The organism is Nonomuraea sp. NPDC059007 (assembly GCF_042740555.1).
Taxonomy (GTDB): domain Bacteria; phylum Actinomycetota; class Actinomycetes; order Streptosporangiales; family Streptosporangiaceae; genus Nonomuraea.
The window spans coordinates 92,016-104,099 of sequence record NZ_JBHYJD010000009.1 but is presented as its reverse complement, the minus strand read 5'-3'; the positions used below and the strand labels follow the sequence as shown (position 1 = coordinate 104,099).

Here is a 12,084-nt window from a genome sequence, read left to right as displayed (position 1 = left end):
CCCCGTCCTCTCTTCTGTCCCACCCACCCCGAGGGGGCCACCATGCGCGTCCACCTGCTCGTCCCCGCCGTCGTCCTGCTGGCCGTCTCGTCCGGCGTCCCGATGGGTGGTGAGAGGGCCGGGGAGATGACGTACACGTGCACCACGACCGCGACCGGACAGGCCCAGGAGATCCGGGTGAACGTGGAGCTGACCGTGCCGCCCACCGCGAAGGTGGGCGAGCAGATGACGATCGGCTGGCGCGGCTCGTATGTTGGGGGCGGCGAGCTGATCGCACCCATACCCGGGCTCAAGCTGTACGCCTACGCGGGCATCAGCAAGATCGACAAACTGACCTCCGCCACCGGGGTGGCGACGCTGCCCGAGATCGCCGCCGGGGAGCCTCTCCCGTTACCCGAGAGCGTCGTCGAGCTGAAGACGACGCCCAGCGAGACGGGGCGCGGCTTGGTCCGCCCGGGCGCCATAAACTTCGGCACCACGAACACCACCCCGGTGATCAGGTGCAAGGCCCCGGAGGGCGGGAGAGGTCCGGGGTACCCGCTCGCCGTGGAAGGGACGGCCCCCGCAGATACCGAGACCACGGAGATCACGGAGACCGAGGAGCCCGTGGACGAGGAGCCGGTGGATGAGGTGAAGACGCCTGTCGGTGGAGCGGAGACGGGTGGTGGTGGTGCGGCCGGGCCGGACGGGCGGGTCGTGGTGCTCGCGGGGCTGGTCATGCTGGCAGGGGCCGGGGCCGGGGCGGGGCTGGCCCGCCGGGCGAGGTCGCGCGGTTAACCTCGGCGGTTGCGGCGGTCGAGGATGAACCACCAGGCCAGGCAGACCAGGCCGAGCACGCACAGGCCGGCGATCAGCAGCGGCGAGGTGACCAGGAAGGCCAGGACGATCGCGATGACCGCGATGACGATCGGCAGCGTCGGAGTGGGCGTCATGTGCTGATTATCGGGCGGAGCGGATGGCGTCGGCGACTTTGGTGGCCAGGGCCATGACGGTGAGCGACGGGTTGACCGACAGGGAGACGGGGATCAGGGAGGCGTCGCCGACGTACAGGCCGGAGACGCCGGTCGCGGCGCCGTCGAGGTCAACGGCGCCGCCCATGGGGACGCTGCCCTGGACGTGCGAGGTGGTCAGGCCGGTCCACACCACGCGCCTGGCCCCGGCGGCGGCCAGTACCTCGACCGCGAAGGCCAGGCCGTCGGCCAGGCGGCGGCGTTCCACGGGGGCGAAGCGTTTGCGGAAGACGTCGCCGGGCTCGGCCGTGGCGGTGTTGAGGTCGTTGGCCATGACGAGCAGCCCGGCCCAGTGGCGGTACGCGCGCACGGTCTCGGCCAGCGGCTCGCCCCACATTGGCAGGCCGGAGGCGTCCACCAGGCTCATGGCGAAGGCCACCGGGTCCTGGATGGTGGTGCCCTCGACGACGAAGTCCTCCTGGTAGTCGAGGCAGTGCGCGGTGATCGGGTAGACCATGTGGCAGTCCTGCGGCTCGTCGAACAGGCCGTAGACGAGCCGGGCGGGATGCAGGCCGAGCGTGCCGGGCAGGTCCGGGAAGCCGGGGCTGCGCCGGAGGATCTGCGGGGTGTTGAGCGCCCCGGCGGCCAGGACGACGACGGGCGCGCGGGCCACGCCGCCCGCGTGCGCGACGCCGGTGACCTTGCCGTTCTCGATGAGGACCCGGTCCACCTCGGCGCCGGTGGCCAGGCGGATCTCGCCGCGGGCCAGGGCGGGGGCGAGCCAGGTGTTGAGGGCGTTGCGGCCGGCGTTGGTCGGGCAGCCCTGCAGGCAGGAGCCGCATCGGCTGCAGTTGTAGTCGGTGTAGGACTCGACCGGGGTCAGGTTGGTGCCCAGCGCCAGGAAGCCGGGCCGTACCCGGTGGACGCTGGGCGGCCAGTCGGCGCGGACCCGCACGCCGAGTGCGGCCTCCACCCGCTCGTAGTAGGGCGTCAGGTCGAACGGCAGCTCGCTCGCGGGCGCCCGCAGCGCGACCTTGGTGTTGATCACGGTGGTGCCGCCGACGCAGCGCCCGGACAGGAGGGCGAGGGGGCGCTCGCCCTCGATGTCGGCGAACCGCGTGGGCCACCACAGCCGGTGGTTGGCGCGCAGCTCGAAGCGGGTGTGGTCGGCCGCGCCGCGCAGCTCACCGGCCTCAAGCACCAGCACGTCCAGCCCGGCGCGGCCGAGTTCGGCCGCGATCAGCCCGCCGCCCGCGCCTGACCCGACGACGATCACATCCGCCGTGTCGTCTCCCCGGTACGGCTCCCGCCGCTCGTCCAGAAAGTCCCAGTCCTTACGCAGCCGCGCCCCCTGCGGCGGCAGGAACCCGATCGCCTCGTGCCCGGTGGGCCCGGTGTGCCCGGGGGCGGCGTAGTCCCCGTAGTAGGCCTCGATCGCGACCGCCCGCGCCAGGTCGAAGGCGGGACTGCCCACCTGCCCCGCGAGGTCGGCGCGCTCCAGTGCCGCCACCGCGGCGGCGAGGCCGGGCGGTTCGATCCTGGCGGCGTACTCGGTGACGCCGATGCCAGCCGACCCCGGCACGAGCCGGTCGAAGACGTTCACAGGAAGGCCGCCCCTCCGTCGACGTTGAGTGTCTGCCCGGTGAGGAACCCGCTGGCCGGATCGCACACGTACAGCAGCGTCGACACCAGGTCGCCCGGCTCAGCGACCCGCGGCACCCGCTGCGTGGCCGCCACCCGCTCGAACCCGCCGTCCGCCCCGGTGCTGCGCGCGGCGGTCTCGGTCCTGGTCAGGCCGGGGGCGATGACGTTGGCGGTGATGTTCTCTGGGCCGAGCAGGGTGGCGAGCGAGCGGGTCATGCCGATGAGCGCGGCCTTGGAGGCGGTGTAGGCGACGAGGTCGGGCGGGCCGACGAAGACGGCTCCGGAGGCGATGCTGACGACGCGCCCCCACCCGGCCTCGCGCAGGTACGACAGCGCCGCCTGCGTCACCGTGAACGGCCCTTCGACGTTGACCCGGAGGATCCGCCGCAGGTCGTCCAGCGTCGTCTTCTCGAACGGGATGGGCGGGTAGACGCCGGCGTTGTTGACCACGATGTGCGGCCCGCCCGCCTCGGCGGCGACCAGCGCCATGGCCCGCGTGACCTGCGACGGTTCGGTCACGTCGACGGTGACGGGCAGGAACGCGGCGCCGATCCGCCGGGCGGTCGCGCTCTGGGCGGCGACGTCGAACCCGGCGACCCGCGCCCCGGCCGCGGCGAGGGCGGCGGCGAACTCCCGGCCGAGCCCGCCGGCCGAGCCGGTCACCACCGCGGTACGTCCGGCGAGACGATCACTCACTGTTGGCTCCATGGGCGAGGTGGAGGATCTCGTGGTCGGTGAGCCGCTCGCCGGCCAGTTCCGCGGCGACGCGACCTTTGCGGAAGACCAGCACCCGGTCGCAGACCTCGGCCAGCTCGGCCGGGTCGGTGGAGGTGAGCAGCACGACCCGGCCCTCCGCGGCCAGTTCCCGCACGATGGCGTGCATCTCGGCCTTCGCCGCGACGTCGACGCCGCGTGTGGGGTCGTCGAGCAGGACGACGCCGGGCGCCGCCTCCAGCCACTTGGCGAAGACGACCTTCTGCTGGTTGCCGCCGGACAGCCGGCCGGCGAGCTGGCCGGGGCCGCTCGCCCGGATCCGCAGCCGCGCGGTGGCCGCGGCCGCGCGCTCGCGCAGGTCCTTCGCGCGCACCCACGTCCCGGTACGGCCCAGCGCGACGGTCCGCACCTGGGCGATGTTCTCCCAGAGCGGTTTGTCCAGCATGAGGCCGAGGAGCTTGCGGTCGCTGGGCACCACGGCGACGCCCGCCTTGACGGCCTGGCGCAGGCCGCGCGGGCGCGGACCGCCTCCCGGGTAGGCGAGCGTGCCCGCCGAAGGGGTGCGCAGGCCGCAGACGACCTCCAGGACCGCCGTCTGACCGGCGCCCGCGATGCCGGCCAGGCCGACGATCTCGCCCTGCCTCGCCTCCAGGTCGACGCCGTCGAGGTGGCCGGGCACGTGGACGCCGCGCAGGCGGAGGCCGGCCGTACCGGCGGCCGCTGGGCGGGTGGGACGGACGGCGGGGGCCGTGGGACGCTCGCCGACCATGGCGCGCACGATCTTCTCGAGCGTCAGCTCGGCCATCGGGACGGCGCTCAGCGCGTTGCGGCCGTCACGCAGGACCGTGACCTCGTCGCACAGGCGTACCACCTCCTCCAGCACGTGCGAGACGTAGGCGACGGCGACCTGCCGCGAGCGCAGTGCGGCGAGGATGCGCAGCAGCCGGGCGGCGGCGTCGGCCTGGAGTGCCGAGGTGGGCTCGTCGAGGATGAGCACCGCGGGGTCCTCCAGCAGCGCCCGCGCGATCTCGACGAGCTGGCGTTCGGCGAGGGTGAGCTCGCCGACCCGGGTGGTGGGCGGGCGGGTGAGCTCCAGCTCGTCCAGGACGGGTCCGGCCTTGCGCGCCATGGCCTTCCTGTCCAGCAGGAGGCCGCCGCGGCGCAGGTCGCAGGCGGGGAACAGGTTGGCCAGCACGTCCATGTCGGGGAAGAGGCTGGGCTCCTGGGAGACGACGGCGACGCCCCGCCGTACCGCGTCGCGGGTGGTGGAGAAGCGCACGGGCGCGCCGTTCAGCAGGAGCTCGCCCTCGTCGGGCGGGAGGGCGCCGGCCAGGATCTTGACCAGGGTGGACTTGCCGGCGCCGTTCTCGCCGAGGAGGGCGTGGACGCTGCCGGGGCGCAGCTCGATGCGGGCGCCGTCGAGGGCGCGCACGCCGCCGAAACGCTTGCCGATGCCCGAGGCGAGGTACATGGGCTATTTCGCCTCGCTCATCGGCCGCAGCCTGCCCTGGATACCGCTGAAGAACTCGTCGGCGCGGCTCTTCAGCCACTCCCGCTTGGCCTGGTCGGAGGCCTGTCTGGCGGTGATCTCGTCGACGTTGGCCTTGGTGACGAGCAGGTGGCCGGGGTCGACCCAGCCCTCGGGCAGCGGCTTGCCCGCCTTGGCGGCCTCGGCCAGCATGCGGATCGCGACGTATCCCTTGAAGTAGTGCTCGGGGGACATGGCGGCGAAGCTGGTGCCGTCCTTGACCGCGGCCAGCGTCTTGGGGTCGAGGTCGAAGGCGGCCACCAGGTACGAACCCCCGGCGGTCTGCTTGGCCTTGGCCAGGTTGTACGCGTCCTGGTCACCGGTGCCGAGGAAGGCCAGCGCCTTCGGATGGGCCTTGACCAGCCCGTTCCAGATCTCGAAGTTGGCCGCCGGGTCGTTCTTGGTCTCGAAGGGGCCGAGCACCTTCACCCCGGGCAGCTTCTCGGCGAAGGCCTCCTTCATGCCGTTGGCCCGCTCGTCCAGCACGGGTACGCCCGGGTTCGGCGTGCCGAGCACCACCTCGCCGGAGGCGTCCGGCGGCAGGAGCTTGATGGCTTCGAGCGCGAGCTGCTTGCCCGCGCCCCGGTTGTCGTTGCCGACGTAGAGGCCGACGTTGCTGCCGGGGGCGGGCACGGTGTCCACGCCGACCAGCCGGATCTTGCGCGCCGCCAGGTCGGCCAGCGGCCGGACGAACAACTCCGGCGCCAGGTCCTCGATCGCGATGCCGTCGGGCGCGGTGCGGCCGAGGTCGCCGAAGAGCTTGACCTGGGCCGGCGGGTCCACCGAGTTGGGTGCGCTGATCTGCAGCTCGACGCCGCCGACCGCGTCGGCGCCGAACTGCCCGCCGGCCGCCATCTCCTGCGCGAAGTCGGCGTCGGTGGTGGCCAGCGAGAACCCGATCTTCGGGGCGCCGGAGGAGGTGGGGCCGCCGCCGGAGCAGGCGGCGGTCAGGACGAGGACGGCGGCGATCAGGGCGCGATTCACAGAGTTCCTCACAGGGACTCCCTAGAGCTGGCGGAGCCGCGGCGGCGCAACAGGGCGTCGAGCGCGACGGCGAGGAGGATGACGATGCCCGTGGCGAACAGGCTCCAGTTGATGGGGACGCCGAAGTACACGAGGCCGCTGGCGACCGTCCCGAGGATCACGGTGCCGAGGACGGAGCCCCAGACCGTGCCGGAACCGCCGCGCAGCGGGGTGCCGCCGATGATCGCGGCGGCGATGGCCTGCAGCTCGTAGCCCTGGCCGATGGTCGGCTGGCCGGAGGCGAAGAAGCCCAGGGTCAGCACACCCGCCACCCCGGCCAGCGCGCCGGACAGCACCAGCACCTGGAGGCGGACGCGCGGGATCGAGATGCCGGAGAAACGCGCGGCGTCGGGGTTCGAGCCGATCGCGCGCACCCGGTAGCCGAACGGCGTGGCCTTGAAGACCACGGTCAGCGCTATCGCCACCGCCGCCAGCACCCAGATCGAGGTGGGCAGCCCCAGCAGGTCGCCGCCGACCACGGTGAAGAAGGTGTCCTCGCGCGGCAGCCCGGCCACCTGGCGGCCCTCGCTCAGCGCCAGGGCCAGGCCGCGGAAGACCGACAGGGTGCCCAGCGTCGCGATGATCGACGGGATGCCGAGCGTGTTGCACAGCGCCCCGTTGACCAGGCCGAGCACGGCGCCCACGGCCACGGCCATCACGGCGGCCAGCCACGGGTTCACGCCCGAGCGCATCATCATGCTGCCCGCGATGAGGCTGAGCGCGTAGGTGGATCCGACCGAGAGGTCCAGCTCGCGCATGGCCAGCAGGTACGTCATGCCGCAGGCCAGCACGCCGATGAAGGAGGCCTGCCGTACCACGTCGATGAGCTGCGCGCGGTCGAGGAAGGCGGGGTGGAACAGTCCGATGGCCACCACGAGCACGACGAGCACCACGACGACGCCGAACTCGTCCACACCGAAGACACGCTTCACGCCGTCTCCCTAGAACGGGTAGGTCTCGATCGGGCCCTGGACGGTGATCCAGCGGGTCTCGGTGAACGCCTCGACGTTGGCGGCGGCGCCGCCGAAGCGGGATCCGGTGCCCGAGTGGGCCACGCCGCCGAACGGGGCGACCGCCTCGTCGTCCACGGTCTGGTCGTTGACGTGCGCGATGCCGGTCGGGATGCGCTCGGCCAGGTCGAGGCCGCGCATGGCGTCGCGGGTGAGGATGGACAGCGACAGCCCGTACTCGCTGCCGGTGGCCAGCGCCACGGCCTCGTCCTCGTCGCGGAAGGTGAGCACGGGCGCCACCGGGCCGAAGACCTCCTGGGCGTAGGCGGGGCTGGCGGGGGTGAGGCCGGTCAGCACGGTCGGGCGGTAGAACAGGCCGTCGTAGGTGCCGCCGGTGACCACCTCTCCGCCGGCGCCGACGAGCGCGTGGACCTTGTCGCGCTGGCCTGCGTCGATGAGCGGGCCGAGCGCCACGTCCTGGGTGAAGGGGTCGCCGACCGGCAGCGCGGCGGCTTTGGCGGCCAGCTTCTCCACGTACTCGGCGGCGACGGACGTGTGGACGAGGTGACGGCCGGCGGTCATGCAGATCTGGCCCTGGTGGAAGTAGGAGCCCCAGGCGCCGGCGGAGACGGCCCGGTCGAGGTCGGCGTCGTCCAGCACGATCAGCGCGGAATTGCCGCCGAGCTCCAGGTGTGCCCGCTTGAGGTGGCGGGCCGCCGCCTCGCCCACCTTTCTGCCGGCGGCCGTGGAGCCGGTGAACGAGATCACCCTGACGTCCGGGTCGGCGACCAGGGCCTGACCCACGTCGGGGCCGCCGGGCAGCACGTGCAGCAGTCCCTCGGGCAGGCCCGCGTCCTCGAAGACGCGGGCGATCGAGACGCCGCCGCACACGGCGGTGCGCGGGTCCGGCTTGAGCACGACCGCGTTGCCCAGGGCCAGGGCGGGCGCGACGGAGCGGATGGCCAGGATGAGCGGGGCGTTGAACGGCGCGATCACCCCGACCACGCCCGACGGCACCCGCCTGGCCAGGCTGAGCCGCCGCTTGGCCGTGGGCAGGATCTCACCGATCGGCCGGGAGGCCAGCGCGGCGGCCTCGTGGCACTCCTGGGCGGCGATGTGGGTCTCGAAGCCCGCCTTGCCGCGGATGGAGCCGGACTCGCGCATGATCCACTCGTGGAGTTCCGCCGCGTGCTGCTCAAAGGCCAGGCCCGCGCGGCGCAGCACGGCCGCGCGTTCCTCGAAGTTCGTGCGGGCCCATTCCGGCTGTACGGCCCGGCCGCGCCGGGCGGCGGCCGCGACGTCGTCCGGGGTGGCCAGGCCGATGGTGCCGAGGCGGGCGCCGGTGGCGGGCTCGGTGACGGGGGCGGTGGCGGCGGCTTGCGTCCAGGTGCCGCCGAACAGGCGTCCCGTCCAGGTGGACGGGTCGAGCAGGGTCATGGGGTGGCCTCCTGCTGAACGTTGCGGGGGGAGTCGGGGTCAGGGGGCTACGGCGATGTCGAGGAGGAGTGGCTGGGTGCGGTCCAGGAGGCTGGGGATGACGCCGTCGAGGACGTCGAGCAGCTCGTCGTGGCCGGTGATGCGGCGGGCCGGGCAGCCGAACGCGGTGGCCAGGCCGCTCAGGCTGACCTCCTCGAACGGGGGCCACGGGGGTTTGCCCGCGTCCGCCGCCTCGGCCAGTTGGTCCATGACCGCGTACCTGCCGTTGGCCAGCACCACGAACAGGGCGCCCACCCGGTAGCGGGCGGCGCTCCAGAGTGCCTGGATGCCGTAGATCGCCGACCCGTCGCCCACCACCGCCACCACCGGACGGTCGGGCAGCGCCATGCGCAACCCCACCGCGGCGGGAAGCGCGAAGCCCAGGCCGCCCATGGCCGCCGACACGAAACCCAGGGGGCGCCTGGCCGGGAGCAGCCGGTGCAGCTCCGGCCTGGACGACGGGGTCTCCTCGACCACGATCGTCTCGGGCGCCAGCCGTACCGCCAGGGCCGACAGGACGTGCGCGGCCCGCAGCGGCTCGCCCACGCCGGGGTCGACCAGGCCGTGCGCGTCGGCGCGGTTCTGCTGGGCGGGCACCACCCAGCGCGGCTCCCACGTTCCTTCCGCGGACTCGTCCGTCGCCCACCGGCCCCCGCTCAGCACGGACCCGCTCTGCATAGACCCGCCGTCGCCACCGCTCTGTGCGGGCCCGACGTCGCCCCCGCTCCGCACAGGCCCGATGTCACCCGCGCTCTGTGCGGGTCCGCCGTCGCCCGTGCCCTTTTGGGCAGGGTGCCCACCGATGGCCCGTCGCGGGTCTACGGGCGCGGGCGGCTCGAAGGCGGTGTCGCGCGGTTCGGCGGGTTCCCGCTCGGCCTGGTGGTGCGGGGTGGGGCGGGGGTGGAGGTGGGTGGGCAGGTGTTCGCAGACGGTGGCGGGCGAGGCGAGGATGGCCAGGTCGGCGGGGGCGCGGTGGGCCTCGGACGGGTCGTCGGTGATCACCGCGATCCGGGTGCCGGGGGTGACGAGGTGACCCGGCTGGTAGGGGTTGTGGCGGAAGACGGGGGCGCCGACCGCGAGCACGAAGTCGTGGCCCGACAGGATCGTGCGCTGCTGGGCCCGGCCCGACGGCAGCACTCCGGCATACTGCGGGTGGTGCTGGGGGAAACCGGCCCTGGCGCCGAACGACTCCTGCCAGACCGGGCAGGCCAGCCGTTCGGCCAGGGCGACCAGGGCGGCCCAGGTGCGCGGGTGGTCGGCGCCGGCGCCGGCGACGATCACCGGGGAGGCGGACTCGTTGAGGAGCGCGGCCAGTTCGATGGCGGCGTCGAGCGCGGTCGCGCTGGGCCGCAGCAGCGTACGGGGGGCGGCGACGACCTGGTCGGGCGGCATGACGCTGAGCCAGTCGTCCATGGGCACCACCACCAGAGCGGGTCCGCGGGCGGTCTGCGCCTCGTGCCACGCGCGGGCCACCGCTCCCGGCACGTCCTGGGCCCGCGCGGGCATCGCCCGCCACACGGGGTAGTCGCCGGCGAGGCCGTCCAGCCGGCCGGTCAGGAACGGCTCCAGCGCCAGGTGGCGGCGGTCCTGCTGGCCGACGATCACGACCAGCGGCGCGCGGTTGACGCGGGCGGTGGCCAGGGCGCCGACGGCGTTGCCGAGCCCGGCGGTGGTGTGGACGATCGCCAGCGCCGGGCGGTCGGTGGCGATGGCGTGGCCGGTCGCCATCCCCACCACGGAACCCTCGTGCAACGCGAGAACGAACGCCAGGTCGTCGGGCAGCCCGGTGAGCAGGGACACCTCGCTGGAACCCGGGTTGGCGAAAAGGGTGGTCATGGCATAGCGCCGAAGCACGTCAAAGGTGGCGTCTCGGACCGTCTGCATCATCGCCTCGATGTTCGTATGCCGCACAGTCGTTCGCACAGTGTGCGTTTCCGTGACGGTAGGCGGTGATCGGGGTCACGTCAATGGATAGATGTTCGCTGTCCATACGAATGTACGGATGGCGAACACGTTCTATAGTTACTTCATGGTAAGTAGGGACACTTCCGAAAACCGGGCGCCGGAACACGTACAGTCGCTGGCCAGAGGCCTGTCGGTGATCCGCGCGTTCGACTCCGAGCACCCCGCGCTGACGCTCGCCGAGGTGGCCAGGGCCACCGGACTGACCCGGGCGGCGGCCCGCAGGTTCCTGCTGACGCTGGCCGACCTCGGCTACGTGCGGACCGACGGGCGGTTCTTCACGCTCACGCCGCGGGTCCTGGAGCTGGGGTACGCGTACCTGTCGAGCATGTCACTGCCCGAGGTCGCGCAGCCGCACCTGGAACGGCTGGTGGCCGAGGTGCACGAATCCGCGTCCGTGGCGGTGCTCGACCAGGAGGACGTGGTCTACGTGGCCAGGGTCGCCACCTCGCGGATCATGCGGGTCACCATCAACATCGGCACCCGCTTCCCCGCGCACGTCACCTCGATGGGCCGGGTCCTGCTGGCCTGGCTGCCCCCCGCCGAGCTCGACGCCTACTTCACCCGGGCGCAACTGCGGCGTCACACCTCACGCACGCTCACCTCGCCGATCCAGCTGCGCGCCGAGCTCGATCGGGTACGCGCGCAGGGGTGGGCCATGGTGGACCAGGAACTGGAGGAGGGCCTGCGGTCGCTGGCCGCCCCCATCCGCGACTCGACCGGCCAGGTGGTGGCCGCGGTCAACGTCTCCACGCACGCCAGCCGTACCACCCCGGAGTCGGCCCGGCGCGACCTCCTGCCTTCCTTGCTCGCGACGGCGGCCCGCATCGAAACCGACCTCCACGCCACCGGAACCCCCCGCTTCCACGGCCGCCTCCCCTCCTAGCCCACTCCCCGTACCTCGGGCAGGACGGGACGAGCCCTGGGAGGTGAGCCACGCTCTCACCGGCAGGCAGAGCCCCGGGACTCCCGGGCGAACGGAAGCGGCCTAAGCCGGATGGGCAGCGGGGCGAGCCGCGCAGGGCTGGGAACCAAGGCGGCGGCCCGGGGCAGAGCTTTCCCGGGTGAGCGGAGCGCGTGTGGCCGGGGAATCAAGGCGGCTCCGGGGGTGGGTCAGGTGAGGGGGAAGCGGGGGGTGGTCGCGGTGAGGGTGGCCGAGGTGGGGGTGGTGTGCCAGATGGCCGTCAGCTCGTCGGACACCGTCTGGGCGAGCTTGGTGACGTCCGTGGCCGCCGTGGCGTGCAGCGCCTCCGCCACGATCAGCACCGACGACGTCCCGGCCCGCACCGCCGAATACCCGCTCTGCCGGTTCGTCCACCGCCGCGCGTGCGCCCGCCCGGCCGCGTCTGCGAAGACGACCTCGCCGGGCTCAGGGTTCTCCACCTCACGGGAGAACGTCTCGTAGGTCTCGTCTCCGGCGGCGTGCCGCACGGTCAGGTCGCCCGTCACCCGCGCGAGGTCGATGGCGGCCACCGGCACCGCGAAGGCCAGCGAGATCGCGTTGCACAGGTCGATCAGCGGGTGGATGCGGGGTAGCTCGCCCTCCTTCCTGAAGCGCCGCAGCAACGCCTCCGACGCGCACCGGTACTGGGTGGGCTTGAGGCCCATCGCGGCGAACGTCCGCCGCCAGGCCTGGATCTCCGGCAGGTCGGACTCGGTACGGCCGGCCAGCCGTTCGGCGGCGATCGCGCTGAACCTGGCCACCTGCGCGCCGACCTCGGCCGTGGCGGTGACGCCGTCCGCGCGGACGACGCCGGCGGCCAGGCCGGGGTGGGCCGACCACATGGCGGCGGAGTGCTGGAAGTACATGGCCCACCAGCCTGCCGCGATTCCCGCC

11 protein-coding genes are annotated in these 12,084 nt (G+C 73.3%); 2 read left to right on the top strand and 9 right to left on the bottom strand.

The features are described 5' to 3' along the window. Positions 1-42: 42 nt before the first annotated feature. A complete protein-coding gene (locus ACFWY5_RS16905; protein ID WP_379632782.1) occupies positions 43-777 on the top strand; it encodes a hypothetical protein in 735 nt (244 codons plus the stop codon). Here the strand turns inward: ACFWY5_RS16905 and ACFWY5_RS16900 are convergent. Genes ACFWY5_RS16900 through ACFWY5_RS16865 form a run of 8 tightly spaced genes read right to left on the bottom strand, consistent with a single transcriptional unit; the run spans position 774 to position 10,121 of the window. After that, positions 774-932 (bottom strand): hypothetical protein, encoded by a 159-nt coding sequence (locus ACFWY5_RS16900; protein ID WP_379619543.1) that lies wholly within the window; start codon positions 930-932, stop codon positions 774-776. The two genes, ACFWY5_RS16905 and ACFWY5_RS16900, sit on opposite strands and share 4 nt — an antisense overlap. A gap of 7 nt (positions 933-939) precedes the next feature. Next, entirely contained in the window at positions 940-2,553 is a 1,614-nt protein-coding gene (locus ACFWY5_RS16895; protein ID WP_379632780.1) for a GMC family oxidoreductase N-terminal domain-containing protein, read from the bottom strand. Beyond that, complete coding sequence (locus ACFWY5_RS16890; RefSeq protein ID WP_379632778.1) at positions 2,550-3,290, bottom strand: SDR family NAD(P)-dependent oxidoreductase; 741 nt, start codon at positions 3,288-3,290, stop codon at positions 2,550-2,552. The genes ACFWY5_RS16895 and ACFWY5_RS16890 overlap by 4 nt, the downstream gene beginning before the upstream one ends. Beyond that, on the bottom strand, positions 3,283-4,779 hold the full coding sequence (locus ACFWY5_RS16885; RefSeq protein WP_379632776.1) for a sugar ABC transporter ATP-binding protein: 1,497 nt from the start codon (positions 4,777-4,779) through the stop codon (positions 3,283-3,285). Before ACFWY5_RS16885 ends, ACFWY5_RS16890 begins: the two co-directional genes overlap by 8 nt. A 3-nt stretch (positions 4,780-4,782) precedes the next feature. Beyond that, positions 4,783-5,832: a sugar ABC transporter substrate-binding protein gene (locus ACFWY5_RS16880; protein ID WP_379619551.1), complete on the bottom strand. Its 1,050-nt coding sequence runs from the start codon at positions 5,830-5,832 to the stop codon at positions 4,783-4,785. Next, a complete protein-coding gene (locus tag ACFWY5_RS16875) occupies positions 5,829-6,791 on the bottom strand; it encodes an ABC transporter permease (protein ID WP_379619553.1) in 963 nt (320 codons plus the stop codon). Before ACFWY5_RS16875 ends, ACFWY5_RS16880 begins: the two co-directional genes overlap by 4 nt. A gap of 9 nt (positions 6,792-6,800) precedes the next feature. Next, a complete protein-coding gene (locus ACFWY5_RS16870) occupies positions 6,801-8,246 on the bottom strand; it encodes a benzaldehyde dehydrogenase (RefSeq protein WP_379619555.1) in 1,446 nt (481 codons plus the stop codon). 39 nt (positions 8,247-8,285) lie between these two features. Beyond that, the gene (locus tag ACFWY5_RS16865; RefSeq protein WP_379632774.1) at positions 8,286-10,121 is read right to left on the bottom strand and encodes a thiamine pyrophosphate-dependent enzyme; all 1,836 of its coding nucleotides are present in this window, start codon (positions 10,119-10,121) and stop codon (positions 8,286-8,288) included. Between the two features lie 193 nt (positions 10,122-10,314). On the opposite strand from ACFWY5_RS16865, the gene ACFWY5_RS16860 reads away from it, so the two are divergent. Continuing rightward, the gene (locus ACFWY5_RS16860) at positions 10,315-11,133 is read left to right on the top strand and encodes an IclR family transcriptional regulator (RefSeq protein WP_379632772.1); all 819 of its coding nucleotides are present in this window, start codon (positions 10,315-10,317) and stop codon (positions 11,131-11,133) included. Between the two features lie 227 nt (positions 11,134-11,360). On the opposite strand, the gene ACFWY5_RS16855 is transcribed toward ACFWY5_RS16860, so the two are convergent. Further along, positions 11,361-12,056: a B3/4 domain-containing protein gene (locus ACFWY5_RS16855; protein WP_379632770.1), complete on the bottom strand. Its 696-nt coding sequence runs from the start codon at positions 12,054-12,056 to the stop codon at positions 11,361-11,363. Between the last annotated feature and the right edge of the window lie 28 nt (positions 12,057-12,084).